The 22,245-nt window shown below is 63.4% G+C and carries 24 protein-coding genes and 2 pseudogenes; 15 read left to right on the forward strand and 11 right to left on the reverse strand.

What is annotated here, in order from left to right; translation table 11 throughout:
• Positions 1-26: 26 nt before the first annotated feature.
• The 4 genes from DVS29_RS14470 to DVS29_RS14485 are packed head-to-tail and all read right to left on the reverse strand — an operon-like array spanning position 27 to position 3,561.
• Entirely contained in the window at positions 27-974 is a 948-nt protein-coding gene (locus DVS29_RS14470; RefSeq protein ID WP_118181149.1) for a 3-oxoacyl-[acyl-carrier-protein] synthase III C-terminal domain-containing protein, read from the reverse strand.
• Positions 971-2,008: a 3-oxoacyl-ACP synthase gene (locus tag DVS29_RS14475; protein ID WP_118181150.1), complete on the reverse strand. Its 1,038-nt coding sequence runs from the start codon at positions 2,006-2,008 to the stop codon at positions 971-973. The genes DVS29_RS14470 and DVS29_RS14475 overlap by 4 nt, the downstream gene beginning before the upstream one ends.
• Positions 2,001-2,279: a phosphopantetheine-binding protein gene (locus DVS29_RS14480; RefSeq protein ID WP_118181151.1), complete on the reverse strand. Its 279-nt coding sequence runs from the start codon at positions 2,277-2,279 to the stop codon at positions 2,001-2,003. Before DVS29_RS14480 ends, DVS29_RS14475 begins: the two co-directional genes overlap by 8 nt.
• Before the next feature lie 16 nt (positions 2,280-2,295).
• On the reverse strand, positions 2,296-3,561 hold the full coding sequence (locus DVS29_RS14485) for an acyl-CoA dehydrogenase family protein (protein WP_118181152.1): 1,266 nt from the start codon (positions 3,559-3,561) through the stop codon (positions 2,296-2,298).
• Positions 3,562-3,810: 249 nt separating this feature from the next.
• Between DVS29_RS14485 and DVS29_RS14490 the strand changes: the two genes are divergently transcribed.
• Positions 3,811-4,647, forward strand: a complete 837-nt coding sequence (locus tag DVS29_RS14490) for a FadR/GntR family transcriptional regulator (RefSeq protein ID WP_118181153.1) — start codon at positions 3,811-3,813, stop codon at positions 4,645-4,647.
• Positions 4,648-4,822: 175 nt separating this feature from the next.
• Here the strand turns inward: DVS29_RS14490 and DVS29_RS37820 are convergent.
• Positions 4,823-4,945: pseudogene (locus tag DVS29_RS37820) on the reverse strand (CoA transferase); the annotation flags it as partial.
• A gap of 197 nt (positions 4,946-5,142) precedes the next feature.
• Between DVS29_RS37820 and DVS29_RS36875 the strand changes: the two are divergent.
• Complete coding sequence (locus DVS29_RS36875; protein WP_124800639.1) at positions 5,143-5,391, forward strand: hypothetical protein; 249 nt, start codon at positions 5,143-5,145, stop codon at positions 5,389-5,391.
• Positions 5,392-5,494: 103 nt separating this feature from the next.
• Here the strand turns inward: DVS29_RS36875 and DVS29_RS14505 are convergent, their stop codons facing one another.
• From DVS29_RS14505 to DVS29_RS14525, 5 genes are all read right to left on the reverse strand, one after another.
• Positions 5,495-5,932, reverse strand: coding sequence for a TA system VapC family ribonuclease toxin (locus DVS29_RS14505; RefSeq protein ID WP_118181155.1), 438 nt, complete (start codon positions 5,930-5,932; stop codon positions 5,495-5,497).
• Complete coding sequence (locus tag DVS29_RS14510) at positions 5,922-6,161, reverse strand: DUF2191 domain-containing protein (RefSeq protein ID WP_118181156.1); 240 nt, start codon at positions 6,159-6,161, stop codon at positions 5,922-5,924. Before DVS29_RS14510 ends, DVS29_RS14505 begins: the two co-directional genes overlap by 11 nt.
• 207 nt (positions 6,162-6,368) lie before the next feature.
• On the reverse strand, positions 6,369-6,701 hold the full coding sequence (locus DVS29_RS14515) for a hypothetical protein (protein WP_118181157.1): 333 nt from the start codon (positions 6,699-6,701) through the stop codon (positions 6,369-6,371).
• A gap of 23 nt (positions 6,702-6,724) precedes the next feature.
• A complete protein-coding gene (locus DVS29_RS14520; protein ID WP_118181158.1) occupies positions 6,725-8,158 on the reverse strand; it encodes an amidase family protein in 1,434 nt (477 codons plus the stop codon).
• Positions 8,159-8,465: 307 nt separating this feature from the next.
• Positions 8,466-8,705: a helix-turn-helix domain-containing protein gene (locus DVS29_RS14525; RefSeq protein WP_118181159.1), complete on the reverse strand. Its 240-nt coding sequence runs from the start codon at positions 8,703-8,705 to the stop codon at positions 8,466-8,468.
• A gap of 605 nt (positions 8,706-9,310) precedes the next feature.
• Here DVS29_RS14525 and DVS29_RS14530 point away from each other — a divergent pair.
• The 10 genes and pseudogenes from DVS29_RS14530 to DVS29_RS14575 all read left to right on the forward strand — a co-directional run.
• Positions 9,311-10,186 carry a branched-chain amino acid ABC transporter permease gene (locus DVS29_RS14530; RefSeq protein WP_118181160.1) on the forward strand — a complete coding sequence of 292 codons (876 nt, stop codon included), beginning with the start codon at positions 9,311-9,313 and terminating at the stop codon, positions 10,184-10,186.
• Positions 10,187-10,189: 3 nt separating this feature from the next.
• Positions 10,190-11,263, forward strand: a complete 1,074-nt coding sequence (locus DVS29_RS14535) for a branched-chain amino acid ABC transporter permease (protein ID WP_118181161.1) — start codon at positions 10,190-10,192, stop codon at positions 11,261-11,263.
• Entirely contained in the window at positions 11,263-11,997 is a 735-nt protein-coding gene (locus tag DVS29_RS14540; protein ID WP_118181162.1) for an ABC transporter ATP-binding protein, read from the forward strand. The genes DVS29_RS14535 and DVS29_RS14540 overlap by 1 nt, the downstream gene beginning before the upstream one ends.
• Complete coding sequence (locus DVS29_RS14545; RefSeq protein WP_118181163.1) at positions 11,984-12,742, forward strand: ABC transporter ATP-binding protein; 759 nt, start codon at positions 11,984-11,986, stop codon at positions 12,740-12,742. The genes DVS29_RS14540 and DVS29_RS14545 overlap by 14 nt, the downstream gene beginning before the upstream one ends.
• A gap of 3 nt (positions 12,743-12,745) precedes the next feature.
• Positions 12,746-13,933, forward strand: a complete 1,188-nt coding sequence (locus tag DVS29_RS14550; protein WP_118181164.1) for an ABC transporter substrate-binding protein — start codon at positions 12,746-12,748, stop codon at positions 13,931-13,933.
• A gap of 68 nt (positions 13,934-14,001) precedes the next feature.
• Positions 14,002-15,417, forward strand: coding sequence for an amidase family protein (locus DVS29_RS14555; RefSeq protein ID WP_118181165.1), 1,416 nt, complete (start codon positions 14,002-14,004; stop codon positions 15,415-15,417).
• A complete protein-coding gene (locus DVS29_RS14560) occupies positions 15,414-15,959 on the forward strand; it encodes an amino acid synthesis family protein (RefSeq protein WP_118181166.1) in 546 nt (181 codons plus the stop codon). The genes DVS29_RS14555 and DVS29_RS14560 overlap by 4 nt, the downstream gene beginning before the upstream one ends.
• Before the next feature lie 107 nt (positions 15,960-16,066).
• A complete protein-coding gene (locus DVS29_RS14565; protein ID WP_240655619.1) occupies positions 16,067-17,050 on the forward strand; it encodes a porin in 984 nt (327 codons plus the stop codon).
• A 231-nt stretch (positions 17,051-17,281) separates the two neighbouring features.
• The gene (locus tag DVS29_RS14570) at positions 17,282-17,887 is read left to right on the forward strand and encodes an IS607 family transposase (RefSeq protein ID WP_118181168.1); all 606 of its coding nucleotides are present in this window, start codon (positions 17,282-17,284) and stop codon (positions 17,885-17,887) included.
• Positions 17,884-18,903, forward strand: a pseudogene (locus DVS29_RS14575) (RNA-guided endonuclease InsQ/TnpB family protein); the annotation flags it as partial. The gene DVS29_RS14570 and the pseudogene DVS29_RS14575, both read left to right, overlap by 4 nt.
• A 224-nt stretch (positions 18,904-19,127) precedes the next feature.
• Here DVS29_RS14575 and DVS29_RS14580 read toward each other — a convergent pair.
• Complete coding sequence (locus tag DVS29_RS14580; protein WP_118181169.1) at positions 19,128-20,258, reverse strand: J domain-containing protein; 1,131 nt, start codon at positions 20,256-20,258, stop codon at positions 19,128-19,130.
• 591 nt (positions 20,259-20,849) lie between these two features.
• On the opposite strand from DVS29_RS14580, the gene DVS29_RS14585 reads away from it, so the two are divergent.
• The 3 genes from DVS29_RS14585 to DVS29_RS14595 are packed head-to-tail and all read left to right on the forward strand — an operon-like array spanning position 20,850 to position 22,245.
• Positions 20,850-21,518: a lytic transglycosylase domain-containing protein gene (locus tag DVS29_RS14585; protein WP_118181170.1), complete on the forward strand. Its 669-nt coding sequence runs from the start codon at positions 20,850-20,852 to the stop codon at positions 21,516-21,518.
• A 33-nt stretch (positions 21,519-21,551) separates the two neighbouring features.
• Positions 21,552-21,905: a TrbC/VirB2 family protein gene (locus DVS29_RS14590; RefSeq protein ID WP_118181171.1), complete on the forward strand. Its 354-nt coding sequence runs from the start codon at positions 21,552-21,554 to the stop codon at positions 21,903-21,905.
• 19 nt (positions 21,906-21,924) lie between these two features.
• Positions 21,925-22,245, forward strand: a complete 321-nt coding sequence (locus DVS29_RS14595; protein ID WP_164707912.1) for a VirB3 family type IV secretion system protein — start codon at positions 21,925-21,927, stop codon at positions 22,243-22,245.

A 22,245-nucleotide genomic window follows, 5' to 3' on the forward strand; every position in this document is an offset into this window, starting at 1 on the left:
CAGAGGTCATGGCGCAGGGCCGGGTGTCAGTGGCGGATGACCATCGCGCCAAAGCAACCCGCGAGGCCGCTGGAGAAAAGCAGCGACCATTCGCCCGGTGCCGTGACTCCACATCCGTGCAGGTTGATGAACGGATCGGCGCCGAACACATGGCCCGTGCGTGTGAAGTTGCGCGTGAAAAGGCGCTCCGGGGCGATGCCGAGCATCCCGAGCAGCCTGTACCAGCCTTGCAGGTCGACGTGATGTGGCAGCACGCGCGTGATGGCACGCGCGGGGACGCCCGCCTGTGCGAGTGCTGCACGCATGGTGGAAAACGCCGACCAGTAGTACCTGTCATCAGGAACAGGCTGCGCGTTCGCATCCGTGCCGTGAAAAAAGCGCCCGTCTGTGAAGAGGCGCAGGGCCGCGATGTGGTTGCGCGCGCCACCGCGCTCAAGGAGCAGTGCGCATGCGCCGTCGCTGTGCAGCGCGAGTTCACCCACCGCCCGCAACGGGTCGCAGCCGGAGCCGATCACATCGGCACACACGACGATTGCCCGGGACATCGCGGGGTGCTGTTCCATCAGTGCCTGTGTGACGTGGATGGCGGCCAGCGGTGAGACACAGTTCTGCTGGGATATGGAGAAGGCGAGCGCGCCCGAGAGGCCGGTGCAGCGCTGGATCCGGCTGACCGAGCTGTATGGAGCCGCATCGGCGCTTGTCTGGATGGTGCAGGCGTGCACAAGCAGGTCGACCTGCCCGGGTGGCGTGCGGTTGTCCTCAAGCAGTGAGCGCACGGCCCGGATGGCGAGACACACGGGCGAGGTTCCCTGCGCGTCATGAAAGTGCAGTGCCCCGTTTCGCAGCAGCGCGTCAGCATGTGCGCGGGGCACCCCACAGCGTGCGGCCCACTCGTGTACACCGGTCACGCGTGCGGGAAGGCAGCAGGCGAGCGCGGAGAGGGTGAGCACTGGTGCTGGCAGTCGCGCCGTCATGACTCTCCCTCCGTGTAGCGCAGCAGGGCGCAGGCCACCTGTTTCTCGAGTCCTGCAGACCAGATGAGGATGCGCTGCCCGTGTTCCGGGGTGGTTGCGCGCAGCAGTCCATCGAGCTGCACCGGCGTGTCAGCCGTGCCGAGGTAGCCGCAACTGGCGAGCTGCGCGTCCCGGTTGCGCCACAGGGGCAGGCCACATCGCGCACTGATCTCTCGCGTGAGTTCCGCGTCGATGCAGGCGGGCAGAACCCGGTCGACCGCAGACGGCTGCAGCCACACCTGTGCGCAGCATTCCTCAATGACTGCCACGAGCATGGCCGGATCAACCCCGACGTGAACTGCGCAGGATGCATCGCCGCTCGTGGGCGTTCGCACGGCAAGCGCCTCCAGTTGCCATCCGCTGCGCACTGACCGGCTGACCAGTACCGCGGCCGCGCCATCACCCAGCGCAGTGAGCGGGCCGACCGTGCGCGCGAACGGTGGGCGCCACCGTTCGGCCGCGACCAGCAGGACATACTGCATCCCGGGGTCGCTGCGCATCATCGCCCGTGTGACCTGCAAGGCCATCAGGAAGGACGCACCCTGAAGCTGTCCGATCGCAATGGGACTGCGTGCGCCACCAAGCTCGCACTGAAGGCGACAGGCGCAGGACAGCGTGAGCGCATGCTCGAAACTGCCCTGACACACAATGATCTGGTCGGGCTGGCGTGCCTCAGGCGACGGTTGTGCCCTTACGAGCCTGCGCGCCACGAGCAGCGCCATGTCCGAGACGCCGAGCGCGGTTTCAACGGCAACACTGGGCACGAAGCGTCCAGCAACCTGCAGTGCACCGGTGTCGTGCCGGGCAGGGCAGGCTTCCATCGCAGCATTGCGCCAGCGAAGTGTATCGGCGTAGACCGACTGCATCCTCGCTTCGGCGGGGCCGGCAAGGGGCGTCGCGCAGATCCTGGCTGCGGCCTCGGGCGTCATCCGGACTGACGGTACATAGGATGTCGTCGCCACGATGGCTGGCCGTACTTCAGCGCGATCAGCCATGATGCAGTCGCGACCAGGCGAATGCGACCAGGTTGTCAAAGCGCAGGAAAAGATCAGAAGACAGATCCTCCGGTGCGAGTGTGAAACCAAGGCGAAGCTCGAGCTGCAGAAGCAGGTCGGTCATGTTCATCGAGTCAATGCCAAGGTCGAGCAGACTGGTGTCGTCCCCAACGAGATCGGTGCGCACGTGTTCGCCGAGCACGGACTGCAGGCACGTCCTGACGATGGTGGCAACGTCGTCCTGGCTGGCGGCAGGGGAACTGGAAGTCATGAGGCGTCTCCGGTTTTCAGTGCGGCGTGGCCGCAGGGCGCTGGTGGGCAGATACCGTGGCGGGAGCGTCCCATGGCAGTGACGCAGCGCGTTGTGCGGCCCGGGCAATCATCAGGCGCTGCAGCTCGCCGGTTCCTTCCATGATGTCGTACGCCTTTGCGTCGCGATAACACTGTTCGAGTGCGGGGTGCGAGGCCAGCCCCTCGAGCCCTGCGAGTTCGAGCGCTTCGTGTGTGATCTGCGCGGCAACACGCGAGGCATAGGCCTTGGTCATGGACGCATCCATGGATGTCGCAATGTGGTTGTCCGCCTTCCAGGCAGTGTGCTGGCAGAGCAGGTGCGCAGCCGTGATGCGCCGGTCGATGTCGAGCAGCCGCGCATGCACGCGGGCGACTCCGCAGCGCGGACTGGCGGGCCTTCCGCCCTGCACGAGATATGCGGCCAGTTCATCGCGTACCCTGCGGCATGTACCGACCATGACCGAGGACAGCAATGGCCGGAAGTAGTCCCAGGCGTACTGCGCTCCAGCAAAGGCATCATCGAGCGCCCTTTCGTCACCCCGCGCGAGCAGCGACTCTTCCGGGACCTCGCAGTCGGTAAAGGAAAGGACAGCAAGCTGGCTTGCGCGAAGTCCCACCATCCGTTCGATTCGCACGACTTCGAGACCGGGCGTGCCGGCGGCGACGGCGAATGCGCGGATACCAAAGCGTCCCTGCCGCCGGTTGATCGTTGCGAAAGTCACGATCTGGTCCGAACGTGCTCCGTTCGTGATGAAGCACTTGGTTCCGTTCAGTACCCATCCTTGCGCGGTGCGTGTGGCTTTCGTACGCATGGCAGTGGCGTCCGAGCCGCAGTCCGGCTCGGTGATCGCAAAGGCGGCCCAGCGTGGCGTGTCAGCGTGAAAGCGCTGGAAGAATGTGCGCTGCTGTTCGGGGCTGGCGAGGGCGAGCACCGGCGGCATTGCGAGTCCAGGGCCGGGCAGTGCAAGTGCGAGAGCGGCATCGGCGTGCGCGAGATGCTCCATCAGCGTTGCGCGCGCAGCGAGCGACTCGAGCTGCGGGCATCCGCCGTGGGCGGTGGGCACCAGATGCAGGTTCAGCGCCCGTACCACGTCCCTGCTCCAGAACGGCTCCGGAATCTGTCCGGTCTGGTCTGCCTGTGCCGAATGCTCACGCAGGCGATGCGCGAGTTCATCAAGCTGCAGGCCGCTGGCAGCCAGCGCCGCGCGGACGTTGTCGAGTACGGTGCCGTCACCGGCGAAACCACGGACTTGGCGGACCATGGATTGATGCTCCTCTGACGCGGTGCGTGATCGCACCCGCTGGACGAACGGATACGCGCTGCATGACCACCGGCCGTGCAGGTCCCTTCGAGATGCAGCGTAGGGCACACATGCACGTGCGACTACCCCCAAACCTTTGCAGGGGCGGCGGCTCCCGTGCATGCCGTGGTGCCGTACCTGCCGCGGCCCGTTTGCCGGATAATGGCGCCTGGATCAACTGACGGATTGCCTGTGACGGGTACCAATCGCATGGCGGCAAGAAAACAGACAGCAGGCAGGGCTGCGACCCGCCAGCCGGATCAGCGGGGTCCCCGCACCACGAAACGGGGCGACCAGGTGGCCGAGCAGGTCAAGGGCTGGATAACGGAGGGGCGGCTGCGCCCGGGTGTAAAGCTGAGCAAGGAGGCCGAACTCCAGCAGATGTTCAACGTGAGCCGGGGGTCGGTGCGTGAGGCGCTCAAGGCACTGGAGGTGCAGGGACTGGTGAGCCTGAGCACGGGACCGGACGGTGGTGCGACGATCACCCGTGTGCCACTGGAGCGCGCGTTCCTCGCTATGCAGAACTATCTTTTTTTCGAGGGGATGGGTCTTGAAGACATCTATGCCGTGCGCCGCGCACTCGAACCCATGGTGGCTGCGGGGGCAGTAGCGCATCTGACGGAAGCGGACCTGCTAAGACTGGAGCAAAGCGTGACGGTGTGCGAACCGTTTGCGGCGAGCGACGAAGGTGCGATGGACCAGCGTCGCGAGGATCTGCATTTTCACGACGTGCTGGCCGCCGCCAATCCCAACGCATTTCTTCGCTGCCTGTGCCAGATCATCAACCACATGCTGCACAACCTGGTTACGGTAGCGGGCAACGTAACGCAGAAGGACTACCAGGCGTTTGGCCAGGCGACCGCTGTTGCGCACAGGGCCATCCTGGAGGCGGCCCGCCGTCAGGACGCTGATGCGGTGTACCGGCTGATGCAGGAGCACATGGAGCAGGCCGAAGCGCAGCTGCGCAAGGTTCACGCAGCGCTGCGCCAGAAGCTGGTGCTGGATTCGGATCTGGGGCTGCACCTGCGCCGGCGCGATCCCGCCTGAAGGTACTGCTTCTGCCAGCGCCGTCACGGCACGCAAGCCGGATGCGTTGCCGGAAGGTTCCGGTATTTTGGCTTGAGCATGAACTCGTTGCACGGTCCCTGCGACCGGGGGCCGTGTGCCATTGCCTTGGACGCATCTCCGGCTCGCATGAGTGCGATCTCAAGCAATTTGGGCAGGCTGTGGCGCGACCCGTCAGGTGGGCGGGGATTTGCTGCGTGTGCCCGCCCACGCGGGCCAGCGCCTGGCGAACCGCAGGTCGGCGTCCGCCCATCAGCAATGGCAGGAGCACGACCTCTGTCTGCACGGCGCAAATCGGCAATCAATTCTGCGTCACACCGGGAACTGTTTGCGCAGAATTAGTCGCGTTCGTCAGCAGCTGCCTGCTTATCCCGATTCCGCGGCAATCGGGAGCAACATGGACACCCCATAGATGCGCCTTATGGCAGTCTTTCCGAAAGGCCCCCTGTGCACTCCAGCGATCCCGGCGAGATGGCCATGTACGAACGCACCGAGAACCGCCTGATCTTCGGTGGCGGTCAATCTCCTGACGACGCCATCGAGCGATCGGTTCCTCTCTTCTTCGAAGCTCGACATGAACGACGATGGCATTTCCCGCAATCCAGACAGTCGAAGAAACTGGAAGGACTGCGCATCGTCCGGAGTCAGCGTACGCAGTCGCACATCTGGGACCGGGATCGGGGCAGGGCGAAAGAGGTGGTTGGACGCTTGCCAGTCGTCGAGTGACGGCCCGCGGACGGCGGTGCAGACACACTACAGTTCCGCAGTTCCGCCCCGTTTCGTCTGAACGTTTTGCTGACGCTTTCTTGCGCTGGGAGGCGGTGCACCTTCAGGATCCCTTGAGGCGCGTGTACTGGCCTCGAGGGAGCAATCGCCGGAAATCGGCATCGAATGTCACGAGGTGTTCGCCTTGCTGCATCACCGCTGCAGCAAGCCATGCATCTGGCAGGTCATTGGCGTTGAGACTCTTGCTGATGCAGAGATCGCGCAGTTTCTTCCATTCCCGGCCGATCTCCGGTTGTGCTACGCCAGGGGCATCCAGTATGGCGTCCACGAATTCCAGCGCGGCCGATATGGGCGTCGGCTCCTTGAATATCCGTGGATGCGTAACCAGACGCAGGAAGCTGCTGGTCACCATTGGCTGGAGCGTCAGTGTTGTACCACGCTGGGCGTCGACCAGCGCCTGTTCGAGCCAGGTGCGTGCGATGCGATGGTGCGGATGGTCGGATCGGGATGCCGCAACCAGTACATTCACATCAGGCGTCATGGTCGGCCGCTTCGAACATGGCGCGGTTGCTGAGGCCATCGAGACCGGCTGCCAGGCCTCCCTTGCCGCGGAATACTGGCAGGCGTACACGGACACCTGTCTCGCGCTGGGCGCGCAGACGAAGCTGCAGTGCCTCTTCGATCAACCGGGTAAGGGTGACGTGCTCCCGTGCGGCCAGCGCTTTGGCCTCAGTGATCAGCGCATCGTTCAGATCGAGTGTGGTTTTCATGGCCCACCGTCAATTGCATACAGATTTCTGTATCGTAGCAGAATGCCGAACGGTTTCCCAGCGCTGCGCCGCTTCCGGGGCACGGGCGTGCGCACCTGGTAGACAGGGCGTTTGCCAGCGCCATATCCCCGGGCAATGTCGCTGTCCTGTCTTTCGGCTTCGCGCATCGTCTCGAGAAGTGGCCGGGCGCGTTTTGCGAAAGTTCGTTCACGGGCATCCGGTGGTTAGGGCGAGGTCGTTGCGCGTTCCGGGCCGCAGCCATGCCAGCGAGCTGCTCTTCTGCCATTTTGCGGCGTGCAGGCATTCAGCGGTCATGGTCGAATCCCGGACAATCACGGAAAAAGACAACACGTACCCGTTACTCATCCGCATCGTGCTTTCCGATCGACAGGCCTTGGAAATTAGGGCTGTCTGAGGAAAGCTGAATGATTGACGCGAGATGTCGATGGCCTGGTGGCGGCATCCAGCTGGCGGCAGCTTGTGCAGCCGGATGCGGAGAAGGTGCATGATCGGCAACAGGATCCGGCGGATCGTGTCCATACCCGGCAGGCCGCAGATTCCTTTTATCTCGCTACGATGCCGGCCCAAGCGGGCATTCCCGCCATGAGGCCGCGCGCAAGCCCGGGAAACGGCGCCGGGCCGATAGCACTTTCAAGCACCGAGCAGGCCCAGAGGACCAGTGCATCAGTGCGTGGGGCGCCGACGATCTGGACGGCCAGAGGCATGCCTTCGTCGGTCATTCCGGCATAGATGCTGGCCGCGGGCAGTCCCAGCTGGTTGCACCACGCAGTGAAATGCGGAAAGAGGCTGTTTCCCGCGGGCAGCTCTGCCAGTCGCATGGCGGTGCTTGGATAGACCGGGCAGATGACGAGGTCGTGTTCGTCGAAGAATGCGTTGATTTTCGCGCCGAGTTCGCCGCGCTCGACCAGTGCGCCAAGCAGCGTGGAGCGAGACACCAGGGCGCCGGTGTCGGCGTAGGCCCGCAGCGAAGGATCGAGGAACACCCGTTTGTCGGCCATGTCGTCGGCGAGCTGCTGGCAGCAGGCAGGCCAGAGTGCGGCATGGATCGCGTTGCACCTGGCGACACCAGGCGGGTCCGTGTGCCTGATCGAGGCGCCAAGTGTGCGAAAAATGCTTCCCGCGGTTGCCACCGCGTCGTGAACGTCAGACTCTACCTCAACCGGCAGTCCGAGCGTGGAGCTGAGCGCAATCCGCATTGCGTCGGGCGATGGCTGGCATTTCAGGCCGAGTTCGTAGTCGCTGCCATCGAAGGGCAGCGCATACCAGTCCCGGTTGTCGGGGCGGCTGATGACAGTCAGGATGCGCGCCGCGTCCGCGACGCAGCGGGTCATCGGGCCGACATGGCTCAGCAGTGCGAAAGGTCCACGTGGTGCGTGCGGTACCCGGCCGAAGGTAGGTTTGAACCCGAACGTTCCTGTGAACGCGGCCGGGATGCGGATCGATCCGCCACCGTCGGTACCGATGGCAGCAGCAGGCATGCCAAGCGCTACGGCTGCTGCTGCACCGCCACTGCTGCCGCCTGGCGTCCGGCCAAGGTCCCAGGGGTTACGCGTGATGCCTGTGAGCTGACTGTCCGTCACGATCTTGTGCGCGTGGTCGGGCAGCGTGGTCTTGCCAATGCAGATGGCACCTGCCTCACGCAGGCGGGCCGCGCAGGGACTGTCGACCCGGGCGGGTTCCGCCGGCGTTGTCCTTGAGCCGTACCGGATGGGCAGGCCCGTGACCGCGATGTTGTCCTTGATGCTCACGGGCACGCCATCGAGGCCGCCTAGCGGCGTGCCTCGCCGCCACCGCTCCTCGGAAGCCCGTGCTGATTCGAGCACATCGTCAGCGACTGCGCAGTATGCGTTGACCGCCGGGTCAAATGAGCGGACGCGCTCAAGAATGCTTTCTGCCACCTCGACGGGGGATGCCGCGCCGGATTCGTAAAGGTTGCACATCTCGCGCGCGGTGAGACCGCAAAGTCCGTCATCCATGTCTGCTCCTATTAATGATGATAAATTAGGGTAGACAGGGGTGAAGATGCTGTCAAGCTTCTACAGCGAGCGTATCTGCGAGGATCCGCGAGGTCTGAAAGAATCGCACTTCGCTGGTTGACAATGGAATTTGCGCGGTCTATTTTATGACCATAAATACATCAAGAGGCGATCGGGCTGATACCATCGCGGTCCGTGGCGAAAGTCGTGAGTCTGGTTGTCGCTCTCGCGACGAGATGGTTGCCGTCGGCTTTGCTGAGCTCGGCGGCGCAATGCGGACAAGAGGAGTGAAGGTGATGAAAGAGGTCTAGCGGATGCCGGCACGCTCTTCGGCAGCCTTGAGCAGTTGCGACAGTGATGTTCCGAGAGCACTTGTCAGGTCGAACAGCGCATCGATGCCGACAACGGTTTCCGCGCGTTCGACCAGTGAGACGGTGTTTGGATGAATTCCCGCGCGCAGGGCCAATCCGGCCTGTGTGAGCTTCTTCTGCTTTCGGCGTGCGCGGATTTCTTTCCCGAGTGCCTCGATTAGCGCTTCCTTTGTCATGCGGGCCCAAGTTGAGTGACCGCATCGAGTATCCGGGAACGTGTAAACCGAAATTCACAATTGGTTGTGAATTTCGGTCTTGCGTAACTATTTTTTCACAATATATTGTGAAAACGTAGGTGCCGTCAGTGTGCAGGCGTCCAGATCGGAGTGCTTGTGCTCGCAGCGATAAGACGACCGGTCAGATGAGTTCTCTTCGTGAAAGGGTTGGTTAGATATGCGAATCAAATTTAGAACTGTCAGAAAGTATGGATTGCCGCGACGGAGAAAGGCTTCTGGCACTCGTGACGCTTTTAGCCGGGCGCATGTCGCGATAGTTGCCCGGCTCGAACTCACGGATGAGAGCGCGAAGGGGATCGACGTGCATCGGCGTCGACCGGCCGGATCAGGGGCGGAAGCGATAACGAGGGCTCCGATTTGAAAACTAAGCAAAACTTAGTAAAAAGAACTCGACATTCGCCCAGACTCTGTTCGTGCCGTACGACGCAACGTTCCCGGCTACATGGTCTGCCGGTCGCGTACGCGGGCTACACCAGATTGGTCAGTTACGGACAGCGGACTGTTGGGTGTGGTTTCGGCCGGGCACACGAACGGGAGTGATTGCCATGACAGTGGTTCTGAACATTCTGAGTTACGTCAGCATCCTCGCGCTGGTGGCGCTTGGACTGGCAATCGTCTTCGGCATGATGGACATCGTGAATCTTGCGCATGCGGAATGGGTCACGATTGGTGCCTATACGGTGGCGATCGCACAGGCCGCTGCTGGTGTGCAGGCGTTCTGGGTGGCGATCGTGGCCGCGCCCGCAGTCGGTGCGGCGCTTGGATGGTGCCTCGAGCGCACGGTTATCTGCTGGCTCCGTGAGCGTCCGCTCGACACACTGCTTGCGACCTATGCGGTCAGCCTCATCGTGCAGAAGTCGCTCGACATGATCTTCGGGACGCAGCCGATGCCTGTGCGCGCACCATTTGGCGGAGTGCTGCCGGTCCCGGGCGGGAGCTATCCTGCATACCGCGTCTTCGTGATTGCCGTGGCTGCGGCGGTTACTGCCGGGTGCTGGCTGACGTTTTCCCGCACCAGGTTCGGCACGAAGCTGCGTGCCGTCATTCAGCATCCCTCGATGGCGGAGGCCGTTGGCATCGACACGCGGCGTCTGAGCCGCGTGGCGTTTTCGGCCGGTGCCGGGCTCGCGTCACTCGCCGGTGCGCTCGTTGCACCGATGATTTCGGTGCAGTCCCAGCTTGGCGTCTCCTACCTTGGCAAGGCCTTTTTCGTGATCGTGCTGGGCGGCATCGGTTCGATCGAGGGCAGTCTGCTGGGCAGTGCTGTCATTGGAACGGCGGAGACGCTGTTCAGTTACCGCGTCGATCCGTCGCTCGCATCGGCGCTCGTGCTGGTGCTGTCCATTGTCCTCATCCGTTTCAGGCCGCAGGGACTCATTCCCGGGTTCAGTGCGGCACATCTGCTCACCGGCAAGGGGTAATCCATGTTCCAGAAGCACACGGTGCACGCGCGCGCGTGCCGTCCGCAGGTGACGCTACGTCCCAACGATGCCCCGTTCGTCGGCGCGTGGTCCACCGCTCTCCTTTGCTGTCTGATACTTCCTTCCTGTGTTGGCCAGTACTGGCTGCCGGTGATACGTGACGCGCTCATCATGGGGCTGCTCGCGCTCAGCTACGCACTGCTGTGGGGCAGGGCAGGCGTGCTGACGCTCGGACACACCGTGTTTCTGGGGATTGGCGCCTACGGCTATGCGGTCGCAACCGTGCAGTGGGGACTACCGTCGCTGGCCGCAGTCGCAACCGGCCTGCTGTGCGCTGCCGCAGTCGCCCTCCTGACCGGCTATTTCCTGCTCTATGCAGGGGTGAGACTGCACTTCTTTGCCGTAATCAGTATGGCTGTCCTTCTGGTCGCACAGCAGCTCGCAACGAGCTGGCAGTCTGTCACGGGAGGCGACACCGGAATCCTCGGCATTCCTGGCATCTCGCTGGACCTTGCCGGCCACGCGTTCGACCTGGGCAGTCCGCGCGGCTCGTGGTATCTCGTGTGCACCGTCGTGCTTGCAACGGCGCTGGTCATGTGGGCAGTCTGCCGGGGCCGGTATGGAAGGGTGCTTACCGCAATCGCCACGAACGAATGGCGGGCGAGCGCGTGTGGATATCACACATCCTTCCATCTGCTGCTCGTCTACGTAACGTCAGCGGCGATGGCCGCAGCGGCCGGGGTCATGATGGCCGCGTGCTCCGGCGTTGTGGGCCCTGACGCCTTCTCTCCTCTGCTGGCTACCGAAGTTCTCCTCTGGGTCGCACTTGGTGGCCGCGACTCGATCATGGGTCCGGCGCTTGCCGCGATCACGCTCACACTGCTGCGACAGTACATCAGCAGCTACAGCACCGAATGGTGGCCTCTGATACTGGGCACACTGTTCCTTGCCTGCGTGCTCTTCCTGCCGGCCGGTGTGCGTCTGCCCGCACCGCTTGCGGGCGCAGGCCGGCTTCACCGGACGATTGCAGACAGGGGCAGACGACAACGGGCTGCGCCCGCACAGGAGGGGCAGTGATGGAGCGCGCAGTTCTCGAGGCGAGGGGCCTGCGGCGGTCGTTTGGCGGGATCGATGCAGTGGCGGGTGTGGACGTAACCATCGGCGCGCGTGAGCTCCTGTGCGTGATCGGCCCGAACGGCGCAGGCAAGAGCACGCTCGTCGGTCTTCTGTCGGGCGCGGTTGTGCCCGATGCGGGCGAGCTGCATCTGGCGGGCACGCAGATGACAGGAAGAAAGGTCCACCAGTTTTGCCGCCGCGGTGTGGTGCGCAAGTTCCAGGGTACCAACACGTTTCTCAGGCTGTCCGTGAGGGACAACCTGGTGGTGGCTGGAGGTGGCGTTGAGGCGCACCGGCTAGCGGACATGCCCGATCCCGACGTGGTCATGGAACAGGTCGGACTATCCGCACACGCCGATGACCTGGCGATGCATCTGCCGCACGGGCAGCGCCAGTGGCTGGAAATCGGCATGGCAATCATGTGCCGGCCCGCACTGCTGCTCCTTGACGAGCCAGCGGCGGGTATGTCAGCGGGGGACACGCAGCGGCTGGTGCGACTCATCCACCAGCTGCGCGGGCACTGTGCCGTGCTCGCCATCGAGCACGATCTTGCCTTCGTGCAGGCGCTGGGCTGCGAGACGTGGGTCATGCATCGAGGGCAGATCATCCGGCGTGGCTTCTATGGCGAAATTGCATGCGACGACGAAGTGCGGCGCATCTATCTGGGGCGGGGAGCGGGCCATGCTGCACGTTGAGAACCTGTCGGCTGGCTATGGCGGCATGCAGGTGCTGCATGACGTTTCCCTTGACATCGAGGCTGGTGAAGTCGTGGCCGTGCTCGGCTGCAATGGTGCTGGCAAGACGACGCTCGTGAAATCGGTGATGGGGATGCTGCGCGGTGTGTCGGGTGACGTCTGCCTGGACGGCACGTCGCTTGCCGGCCTGAGCACGCACGAAATAGCCCGGCTGGGAATGGGTCTGGTACCGCAGGGGCGATGGGTTTTTCCGCGCCTGAGCGTTCGTGAAAACCTGGAGATGGGCACGCAGGCGGCAGGCGGCGGTGCGGTGCCCGGGGAGCTGTTCGACTATTTCCCGGTGCTGCGCGAACGCCCCGACCAGCACGCCGGCACGCTCTCGGGCGGGCAGCAGCAGATGCTTGCCATTGCACGGGCGCTGTGCGGCCGGCCCAGGGTGCTGCTGCTTGACGAGCCATCCGACGGAGTCCAGCCGAACATTGTCGAGCTGATCGGAGAGGTGATTCCCACGCTGTGCGAGCGCCTCCAGATTGCGGTGCTGCTCGTTGAGCAGAACCTCGATCTCGTGCTGCAGACCGCCGCGCGGTGTGTCGTGCTCGAAAGCGGCCGTGTGGTGCATGCCGGACCCGTCGAAACGCCCACCGGGCAGGCAGGTGCACATCCTCTTGCCCGATACCTGTCGCCTGCCGTTACCACTGGCGCTATCCCTTCCGATGCTTCTTTCGCTGACCTTCAAGGACCCTGACTGATGAATTCGACACTCAACCGGCGCGCCTTCACGCGCGGACTCTTCGCCGCGGCAGCAGGCACTTTCGTGCCCGCCGCAGTGCAGCCCGTGCGGGCAGCCGCGCCACTCAGGATCGGCCTGCTTGCTCCGCTGAGCGGCGCGCTGACACGGGTGGGCGAGACCAACCGCAACTGTGCGGCGCTGGCTGTCGACGAGATCAATGCTGCTGGTGGCCTGCTCGGACGGCCACTCGAACTGCGCGTCGAGGATACCCAGATGTCTACAGCGACCACGCTCGAGAAGGCACGCCAGCTATTCATGCGTGACGGGGTGGCAATGATCACCGGCATGGTGCTGCCATCCGAGCGCGAAGCAGTGCTTCAGGCAGCGGGTGCGGCGGGCCGGCTGGTGATCTATCCGAATTTCGACGAGGGGCGCTGCCATCCCCACCTGTTCACGACAGGACTGACTGCGAACCAGCGCGTCGAGCCCGCCATCGCCTGGCTGATGCGCGGGGGCGGCAGCACGGTCTGCGCGGTGATGTCCGACATCGGAAGCAACCGCAAGGTACTCGTGCCAGAGCTCCAGGCCTCGGCGGCCCGGCACGGGGGACGGCTCCTCGATGTCAGCTGGCTGCCATTTGGTACGCGCGACTACGGGCCTGTACTCCAGCGCGTCGCCGCGCTGCGCCCGCAGATCGTCTGGCACAGCATCGGAGACGATCCGGTCAGCTTCGTGAAGCAGTACCGCTCGTTTTCCATGTCGCCGCTGCTCGTAAGCGACATCGCGCACGAGTCTCTGTCGATCGCAACAGGCGGTGCGGCGGCGGGGACCATCGGTGTGTCGTCCTATTTCATGTCGGTCAACACACCGGCCAACCGGGATTTCCTCGCCCGCTATACCGCGCGCTATGCGGGTCCTCGCGATCCCAGACTCGGGCCGTATGCGGTGGTGCTGCCACACGGAGAGAATACGTACGCAGGCATCCGGCTTTTCGCACAGGCTGTGCGCCAGGCCGGCAGCGTCGATGTCGACAGGGTGAAGGTGGCGCTCGCGCGGGTATCCGATGCACTGCCGCGGGGCACAACCGCGGTAAGCAGTGATGGGGGCCATGTGCTCTGCCAGACGCTGATCGGCCAGGACCGTGCTGATAACAGCTTCGGCATGCTCGACGTTACGGGACCGGTCGCGCCGCTCTGCGAAGCTTAGGGCGGCAAGCTGGGGAAAGGTACTTTTTCAGACTGATGTATCGTCAATAGCCTTCAGGACTACTACATATGAATGAGATACGGTTTCTGACTGCACGGGAGCTGGTCCAGCACTATCGCGACCGGCTGCTCTCGCCGGTGGAAGTCATGCATGAGGTGCTCGAATCCATTGCGGGTCTGGATCCGGTCGTGAACTGTCTGTGCGCTGTAGACGGAACGCAGGCGCTGGCAGCTGCCCGTGGGTCGGAGCGGCGCTGGAAGCGTGGCAGTCCATGTGGTCCGCTTGATGGCGTGCCCGTGTCCGTGAAGGACCTGGTAGGCGTGCGGGGCCAGCCGACCCGTTACGGCTCGGTTACGTCGTCCCCCGAGCCCGAAAGCGCGGACGCCCCTGCAGTTGCGCGACTGCGCAGCGCCGGCGCGCTGCTTTTCGCGAAAAACACCACGTCCGAGTTTGGCAACAAGATCGTCACCGACAGCCCGTTGACCGGTTCGACGCGCAATGCGTGGGACACGGACCTGTCGTCCGGCGGTAGCAGTGGAGGATCGGCCGTCGCGGTTGCCGCCGGTTTCGGGCCGCTGTCGCTTGGAACCGACGGCGGCGGCTCGATCCGCATCCCCTCGTGCTGGAACGGTGTGGTCGGATTCAAGCCATCCGTTGGTCTCGTGCCGGCGGGCGCGGCCGGTACCTATACGGCCCTGTCCACGCTTGGGCCCATCGCACGTACGGCTACAGATGCAACGCTGATGATGGATGCACTGACCACTCCGACGGTAGGGGAGCGACCCGGTACGGGCGCCATCGACTTTCTGTCGGGAGCGGACGAGCGCCTGGCGGGGCTGCGCATTGCCGCGTGCCTCGCGCCCGCGGGAATGGCAGTTGAGTCCTCCATTGGTGAGTGCGTCCGGCGTGCGCTCACCGTGCTCCGGGAACTGGGTGCGCATGTAGAGGAGGTCACGCTCGCTCCCCTTTCCGAGTACGCGTGCAGCGGCCTGCATTCGCTTCAGTGGTCGGTCTTCTTCGCACATCGTGTCAGGCAGATGAGTCCGTTGCAGCAGGCCATGCTGGACCCGGACCTGATCGCACTTGCGCGAGCGGGCGAGCGTGTCGACGGGATCACGTTTGCGGGGGCACTGGCGGCACGTCATCAGCTCACGCTGGCCATGGCGCAGTTTTTCGGGCGATACGACCTGCTGGTGACGCCGACCTTTCATGTCGGACCTCCGCCGGTACCGGGCCTGCCGCCATCGCTTCGCTGTGCGCCGGTGCTGACCTCCTGGTGCAACCAGACCGGACAGCCGGCCGTGAGCGTGCCGTGCGGCATCATGGACACAGGCCTGCCCACAGGGATGCAGATCGTCGGACCCTGTGGTGCTGACGCGCGCGTGCTTCGCGCTGCGCGGGCGTACGAGGCGGCGCGCGGGCCGTTTCCGCTTTCGCCGCTCGTGCGTGCAGTGAGCCCGGATGAACCGGAGGTATTCCGATGACCGTGCAGCTTTCCGGCCTTGTCATCCACCTCGTTGAGCGATGCTCCGAACTGGGCACAACGCTCACGCCATCTCATCGTCAGGTTGTGGCGGCCGCAGTCCTGAAGGTGGGCAGCGCGCGCCCGGATCACGCCCTTCTCACGCTCGCTGACATGGGCGGTGAACTGGGCTCGCGGCTCGTGCAGCGCGCACTGCAGGCACTGGAGGTGCCGCCAGAGGACATCCAGTGTTACGGCAAGGCCGCTCTCATGGGCACGGGTGTACCGCTCGAATACGGCGCCGCGCTGCTTCACCCGCGCCTTGGCCGCGCCGTGCGTGCATGTCTGCCCGGTGCGAACACCATCATGCCGTCGGTCGCGAAGCGCGGGGCGCCCGGAGCCAGCATCGACATTCCCCTGCATGGCGTCACGGACATGTGGAGTTTTGATCATTTCGACACGGTGTCCCTGACCGTTGCCGATGCGCCTGCGCCGGACGAGATTGTGGTCGCGGTCGCGCTGGCTGACCGGGGGCGACCCCTCGCACGCATCCGCCCGGTCTGATATCCGCACTGCCGCACTACTTTCATCATGCATCAATTAAATAATAAGGATTACAGATGATATCGAAATTTCGACGTAACCTGTGCACGCTGGTGATCGGCATCGCAATGTGCGCGGCAAGTGCAGACGCAGGCGCACAGTCGTCCGTGACGCTTTACGGACTCGTGGATGCATTTGCAGGGGAGGTGCGCGCGGCTGGCGCGAGCGCCAACACATGGGAAGTCGGTTCGGGTGGCATGACAACATCATACTGGGGCATATCCGGCTCGGAGGACCTCTCGGGTGGCCTGAAGGCCGTGTTCGCGCTGGAGAGTTTCATGCGCGTCAGCAGCGGCCAGTCGGGTTCATATACCGGTCAGGCGTTCTTTGGCCGCAACGCCTTCGTCGGTCTGAGTGGCCAGTTCGGTGAGGTGACGGTCGGGCGCAATACGGCGCCGCTGTTCGTGTCGGCGCTGCTGTTCAACCCGTTTGGCAACTCTTTCGTGTTTTCGCCGGTCATCCTGCACACCTACATGACTTCGGCCATGGGTGCAGCATCCGTGCAGAGCGACACCGCACTGGACAATTCGATTCTCTACCAGACGCCCGAAGCCGGTGGTCTGTCCGGCAGCCTGCTTTACAGCAACGCAGGTGAGGCGGGACATGCGGGACAGGCGAACTACAGTGCCAGCGTCCTGTATTTTGCGGGCGCGTTTTCGGCTACCGCTGCGGTACAGGCGTTGCATACTGCCGCGCTGTTTGCAAACGGAGCGACCCAGCAGACGGCCTGGATGCTGGGCACCGCCTGCCGGATCGGGCCGGCCAAGCTGTACATGGAGTACGAACGGGTTGATAACAACAACCAGATCAACGATGACACCGTACAGGTGGGCGCGAGCGTTGCTGCCGGGCAGGGCAGTGTCCTTCTGTCGTGGGCCGGTACGCGACGGCACGAGGCCGACGGTACTCATGGCGACTGGTCCACGGTTTCGCTGGGCTATGACTACCCGCTCTCAAAGCGCACTGATGTCTATGCGGCCTGGCGTCTTGATTCAGTAAGCGGCTCCTCGGACGGCAACAGCGTGGGCGTCGGCATCCGGACAAGATTTTGATCTGGCGGACCGGTCGTGGATGAGCAACCGGTGCATACCGGTTGCACTACCGTGGCGCCTGCACGGGTAATCCACAGATCCCTGGCACGGGATCGCCGTGCACTGGATGAGCGTTGATCTGCCGAACTGTATCCGGTCACTGCACGACACCTTTCACGGTCCCGTTCGCAGGTTCTGCAGGGCACGTAGCTGAAGCCGATTATCTGCCGAAATCTTCTGCAAGCTGTCCTTATGGAAAAACGATTGGTCAAGATTGGTGAAGCGGCGCAGATGCTCGGCGTCGCCGTGTCTACCCTGCGCAAGTGGGAGGAGACCGGCGAACTGTTGCCCGCGCGCAAGACGGCAGGCGGCACGCGCTATTACGCCGTGTCGGACCTGCTCGGCATCGGCAACGAGGACGCGCCGACCGTCTGCTATGCCCGCGTGTCTTCGCACGACCAGAAGGAAGACCTTGAGCGCCAGCATGCAATGCTGGAAAGCTACTGCGCTGCGAAGGGATGGCGCTGCGAGGTCATCAAAGACCTTGGAAGTGGCATGAACTACCACAGGAAAGGTCTTAACCGGCTGCTCGAAATGATTCTGCGCAAGCAGATGAAGCGGCTCGTTATCACACACAAAGACCGGCTCCTGCGCTTCGGCTCGGAGTTGGTCTTTGCCATGTGCGCGGCTCAAAACATCGAAATCGTCATCATCCACCACGGCGGGCAGCCGTCGTTCGAGGAAGAACTCGCAAAGGATGTGGCCGAAATCATCACGGTCTTTTCGGCGCGGCTGTACGGCTCGCGCAGCAAAAAGAACAAGCAACTTCTCGACGCGTTGCAGGAAGCCGCCAGGTGATTGTCCGCGTCCATAAAATCCGCCTGGACCCGACCGTAGAGCAGGCGAAATACTTCGCTCGCGCGTGCGGCGTGGCTCGCTTTGCCTATAACTGGGCGCTGGCGGAATGGACGCGTCAGCACAAGGAAGGCGGCAAGCCGAACGAGGCCGCGCTGCGCAGGCAGCTGAATGCCATCAAGGCCGCTGAATTCCCGTGGATGGGAGAGGTAACGAAGTGCGCGCCGCAGGTCGCAATCAGGAATGTCGGGCTCGCGTTCGACCACTTTTTCCGGCGCCTGAAACTCGGCCAGAAGCCGGGCTATCCGCGCTTCAAGCGCAAGGGCATCCGAGATTCATTCCGCGCCGACAACGGACCTGCGGACAAGGCGAGTCATGCCGTGCAGGTAGTCGGTGCGACCGTGAAACTCCCACGCTGCGGCGTCGTTCGCATGCGCGAGGAACTGCGCTTCAGCGGGCGCGTGCTCGGCGCGATCGTGAGTCGCATGGCCGATGGCTGGTACGTCGCGCTGTGCGTCGAAACCGAAGACCGCCTGAAGGCTGTAGAGGACCGCGGCGCGGTCGGCGCGGACCTTGGTATCAAGACGCTGGCGACGTACAGTGACGGCGGCATTGCGCCCGCGATGAAGCCACACCGTGCAGAACACAGGCGCATCGTGCGTCTGTCGCGCAAACAGAAGGGAAGCGCAAACCGGGCCAAAGCGAAAACCAAGCTGGCCAGGCTGCACCTGCGCATCGCAAACGTCCGCAAGGATGCCTTGCACAAACTGACGACGAATCTCGCGACGAACTACTCGACTATCGGTATCGAGGACCTGAACGTGAGCGGCATGCTGAAGAACGGCAGGCTCGCCCGCGCCATCGCCGATGCAGGGTTCTTCGAGTTCCGTCGTCAACTGGAATACAAGGCCGCCATGACCGGCGCACAGGTGATTGTCATCGACCGCTTCTATCCAAGTAGCAAGACGTGCTCGGCGTGCGGCGCGATTCACGCTATCACGCTGGCCGACCGCGTTATCGAATGCGCCTGTGGTTTAAAGATGGACCGCGACCTGAACGCGGCCATCAACATTCGGCGTCAAGCTCTGGCGCAGCAGTCTGTGGAGAGGAAGGCTCTGGCGGGTGCTTCGGCAACCGTGAAACCGGCCTCTGTGAAGCAGAAAAAGTCAGGTTTGCACAGCAATGTGCAGACGACTTACAGCGGAGCACAGAACTGCCAGACTGCGAGCCCTTACCGAACCGCTCAGAACGGAATGTCGTTGTCGAACTGGACCGCGGGCTGCCGACGTTTGAGGCGCTTCAACCAGCCCTTGAGCTGCCTGAGATCGTCAAATACGAGCAGATCTGCTTCCAGGACACGCAGATCCTGCCGGAACTCGCCGATATCATTCGCGAGGTTGCGCAGGACCGTCGTGGGGGAAACATCGATGAATGGCGGGATTTGGTAGGCATGCCTGAAGCCAGCCTCGACGTGCACGATTTCCTGATCCAGTTCGTCAAGCTGCTCCCTCAGAATCTTGACGTAGTGCTTTAGTCGATCTTCGCTGATGTCATTGATGGCGTTCTGGTCGATGTGCTCGAGCTCCAGCTGCAATTCCAGCAGTTTCAGCAGATCGTTTCTGCCGTAGGCCTGATTGGCCCGCTGCATCAGTCTGGTCTTGCGCTCGCGCTCCTGCGGATCCGGTTCGCGATCGGGATGCAGGGCACTGGCGAGTTTGCGATAGACCTCGCGGATTGACTGGCTCAGTTCGGCCTGCTCTGCCTGCTGCCTTGCCTCGGCTGCCAGCTGCTTTGGCGACTTTTTCCGTTTCGCGCGTCGTGCCTCCCGAGCCTCAATTTCGGCTGCCTCCCGAGCCTGCTGCTCTTCAATCACGGCCTGTGCGCGCTCGAGAACCTCGTCGGGCGAACTCATGTCGAGGTCATCACCGAGCTCGACGCCGAGCATTGCCTCAAGTTCTGCCTTCACCTCTGCAAGCCCGGCTGCTGCGTCGCTGTCGTAGTCAGACTGACCATGTTTGTTGTAGATGACCTTCAACTGCGCGTCGTCGCATGCTTCGACCAGGTGACCTGCCAGCTCAGCGATCAGCCCGGAAATCGTCTCCCGTTCGGTCTTTGTCAGCCCTTTCTGGTCCCATGCACCGTCAAGCAGATAGACCATCTTCACCTGCAGATCCGTGGATTTCTGCATGAGGGGCAGCAGCTCATCGACGTATCGTTTCTGGAAGGCTGGCGTGACGGTCTCCCACGCTCGCAGACGGCTGCGACGTTTTTCGATCTGTTTGATCAGGGTATTGAACGCCTTCTGTCCCCGGGACAGACTGGCCTTGTTGTGGCCCGGCGCGATGCTGACGGCGTGGCGGATCGTTTTGGGCATGAGATGGGCTTCCGGTTGTCACAGTACTCGAAGAACGACTGGCATTTTAACTGGACGGCCACGGATGCGTGCCAGCTACACAGGACCGCACTGGCCCAGGCAAGTCTGCGATCCCGGGGTACGGGATCGCGTTCCGCCGCATGGTGGCTGCTCACGACAGGCCTCAGTCGCGACGTTTCAGCTACGTGTGCGTCCGGACAACCGGGCAAGATCATTCCGAGGATCTTCCGGAAGAAAACATTCCGTCGAGCCGCCATGAGTGGCATGGGCCCGCGCACTGACGGTGTTTTTCCCGTCGGAAGTTCCCGTCGACTGGACGGGTTTGGCGAGTCAGGCCGTCTCCTGCTTGAATACGGACGTGGGCCGTTAGCGAAGGCCCGGTGGATCTGGAGAATACGCCATGCCGGATGATCAGTCGGGTCCATACGCCAGGCCGTGCTGCGTGCAGATGCGGTGCTGCAATCGCACGTTGCGCTCGACGTCGTGTGCAGTGATGCGCCGGGGGCAGATCGCCTGCGCCCATGTGATGGACATGGCGGAGCAACTGCACGCGGGCGCACCGGTGCGCGCTGTTCGGGGAGATGCGAGGTGATGATGCCCGCCGCCTTTCTGCTTCTGGCGCAACAGTGTGCGCCAGACGTCGCCCCGGGCACGATGGCCGCCATCGTGCGCGTTGAGTCCTCCTTCAACCCCTGGGCGATTGGCGTGGTGCACGCACACCTTGTGCGGCAGCCGGCGAACCTCGCGCAGGCGAGGGCGACCGCGCGCGCCCTGGATGCTGCGGGATGGAACTACAGCGCAGGACTCGCGCAGGTGAACCGTTCGAACTGGTCGCGCCTGGGGCTCAGCGAAAGAACGGTATTCGAGTCGTGCCGCAACCTCGCAGCAGGTGCAACCATTCTGCGCGAATGCCTTGCGCGCGCAACGTCATCCGATGCGCATGCGCGGGTACAGGCGGCGCTGCGGGGGGCGCTTTCGTGCTATGCAGGCGGCAATTTCACGGCGGGCTACCGCACCGCTTACGTGCAGAAGGTGGTTGCCGCGGCGACGCAGCGGCTGCCCGTCGTCCCCGAAATCCAGCCTCTGACGGGTTCCATCCCCGTCGTCGCAGACGAAGCCGAAGAAAAGCCCGCTGGACTCCCCGGTCAGCCCGGCGGGGAAGACGCGTCTCCTCGCGGCAGGATGCTCCGTCCTGACAGCGGGTTGAGCGAACGGAGCCAGAAGCCGCAGGGCAGGCCGGACAGCGCCGTAGTGTTCTGAGTAAAGCGCCATCAATCCGGAAAGGAGCCGATAATGAAATCAGGACTGCGAAAAATATTTCATGGGAAAACCACAGGTGCGGGCTTCAGGACCCGGTGGCTGCGGACATGGCGTGTACGTCTGGCGCTGTCCGTGCTTGCGCTGCCGGTCCTTGGGCTGCCTGTTGCCGCCCACGCGGAGCTCTCGCAGGTCAGCACGCTGCTCACGACCATCCAGAGCACCCTGCTTGGCGTGGGCAGCGTCGTATGCTCGATCTCGATCATCTGGGCGGGCTTCAAGATGATGTTCCAGCATGCGCGCTTTGGCGACATCGCAAACGTGTTTATCGGCGGTCTGTTCGTCGGCTGCGCGACGGTGATCGCGGCCATGCTCATTTCGTCGAGCTGAGCGCGAACGGAGGCATGTCGTGAATGCCCTCAGTGATCCGGTCTTCAAGGGATGCACGCGGCCCGCGATGGTCTGGGGGGTGCCGCTCGTGCCTTTCGTGGCAGTGGGTGGCGGCATCCTTGTCCCCTCCATCTGGGTGCTGCTGGTGAGTCCGGTCGCGGGTGTCTCGGTCGTGCTGCTCATCGTGCCGGTCTTCCTGACGATGCGCGTGGTTACCCGCCACGACGACCAGCGTCTCGCGCAGCACGCCCTGCGCCTGCGGATGACGCTGCGCCAGCGCAACAGTCACTACTGGCGGGCACACGCATATGTGCCGCTTGCCGTAAAGAGGAGAGGGTGA

Source organism: Paraburkholderia phosphatilytica (genome assembly GCF_003443895.1).
Taxonomy (GTDB): Bacteria; Pseudomonadota; Gammaproteobacteria; order Burkholderiales; family Burkholderiaceae; genus Paraburkholderia; species Paraburkholderia phosphatilytica.

What these genes read in the sequence shown, in the direction of transcription:
- DVS29_RS14470 (WP_118181149.1), bottom strand. Translation starts at nt 974, where the DNA reads ATGACGGCGCGACTGCCAGCACCAGTGCTCACCCTCTCCGCGCTCGCC.
- DVS29_RS14475 (WP_118181150.1), bottom strand. Translation starts at nt 2,008, where the DNA reads ATGGCTGATCGCGCTGAAGTACGGCCAGCCATCGTGGCGACGACATCC.
- DVS29_RS14480 (WP_118181151.1), bottom strand. Translation starts at nt 2,279, where the DNA reads ATGACTTCCAGTTCCCCTGCCGCCAGCCAGGACGACGTTGCCACCATC.
- DVS29_RS14485 (WP_118181152.1), bottom strand. Translation starts at nt 3,561, where the DNA reads ATGGTCCGCCAAGTCCGTGGTTTCGCCGGTGACGGCACCGTACTCGAC.
- DVS29_RS14490 (WP_118181153.1), top strand. Translation starts at nt 3,811, where the DNA reads ATGGCGGCAAGAAAACAGACAGCAGGCAGGGCTGCGACCCGCCAGCCG.
- DVS29_RS36875 (WP_124800639.1), top strand. Translation starts at nt 5,143, where the DNA reads ATGTACGAACGCACCGAGAACCGCCTGATCTTCGGTGGCGGTCAATCT.
- DVS29_RS14505 (WP_118181155.1), bottom strand. Translation starts at nt 5,932, where the DNA reads ATGACGCCTGATGTGAATGTACTGGTTGCGGCATCCCGATCCGACCAT.
- DVS29_RS14510 (WP_118181156.1), bottom strand. Translation starts at nt 6,161, where the DNA reads ATGAAAACCACACTCGATCTGAACGATGCGCTGATCACTGAGGCCAAA.
- DVS29_RS14515 (WP_118181157.1), bottom strand. Translation starts at nt 6,701, where the DNA reads ATGGACACGATCCGCCGGATCCTGTTGCCGATCATGCACCTTCTCCGC.
- DVS29_RS14520 (WP_118181158.1), bottom strand. Translation starts at nt 8,158, where the DNA reads ATGGATGACGGACTTTGCGGTCTCACCGCGCGCGAGATGTGCAACCTT.
- DVS29_RS14525 (WP_118181159.1), bottom strand. Translation starts at nt 8,705, where the DNA reads ATGACAAAGGAAGCGCTAATCGAGGCACTCGGGAAAGAAATCCGCGCA.
- DVS29_RS14530 (WP_118181160.1), top strand. Translation starts at nt 9,311, where the DNA reads ATGACAGTGGTTCTGAACATTCTGAGTTACGTCAGCATCCTCGCGCTG.
- DVS29_RS14535 (WP_118181161.1), top strand. Translation starts at nt 10,190, where the DNA reads ATGTTCCAGAAGCACACGGTGCACGCGCGCGCGTGCCGTCCGCAGGTG.
- DVS29_RS14540 (WP_118181162.1), top strand. Translation starts at nt 11,263, where the DNA reads ATGGAGCGCGCAGTTCTCGAGGCGAGGGGCCTGCGGCGGTCGTTTGGC.
- DVS29_RS14545 (WP_118181163.1), top strand. Translation starts at nt 11,984, where the DNA reads ATGCTGCACGTTGAGAACCTGTCGGCTGGCTATGGCGGCATGCAGGTG.
- DVS29_RS14550 (WP_118181164.1), top strand. Translation starts at nt 12,746, where the DNA reads ATGAATTCGACACTCAACCGGCGCGCCTTCACGCGCGGACTCTTCGCC.
- DVS29_RS14555 (WP_118181165.1), top strand. Translation starts at nt 14,002, where the DNA reads ATGAATGAGATACGGTTTCTGACTGCACGGGAGCTGGTCCAGCACTAT.
- DVS29_RS14560 (WP_118181166.1), top strand. Translation starts at nt 15,414, where the DNA reads ATGACCGTGCAGCTTTCCGGCCTTGTCATCCACCTCGTTGAGCGATGC.
- DVS29_RS14565 (WP_240655619.1), top strand. Translation starts at nt 16,067, where the DNA reads ATGTGCGCGGCAAGTGCAGACGCAGGCGCACAGTCGTCCGTGACGCTT.
- DVS29_RS14570 (WP_118181168.1), top strand. Translation starts at nt 17,282, where the DNA reads ATGGAAAAACGATTGGTCAAGATTGGTGAAGCGGCGCAGATGCTCGGC.
- DVS29_RS14580 (WP_118181169.1), bottom strand. Translation starts at nt 20,258, where the DNA reads ATGCCCAAAACGATCCGCCACGCCGTCAGCATCGCGCCGGGCCACAAC.
- DVS29_RS14585 (WP_118181170.1), top strand. Translation starts at nt 20,850, where the DNA reads ATGATGCCCGCCGCCTTTCTGCTTCTGGCGCAACAGTGTGCGCCAGAC.
- DVS29_RS14590 (WP_118181171.1), top strand. Translation starts at nt 21,552, where the DNA reads ATGAAATCAGGACTGCGAAAAATATTTCATGGGAAAACCACAGGTGCG.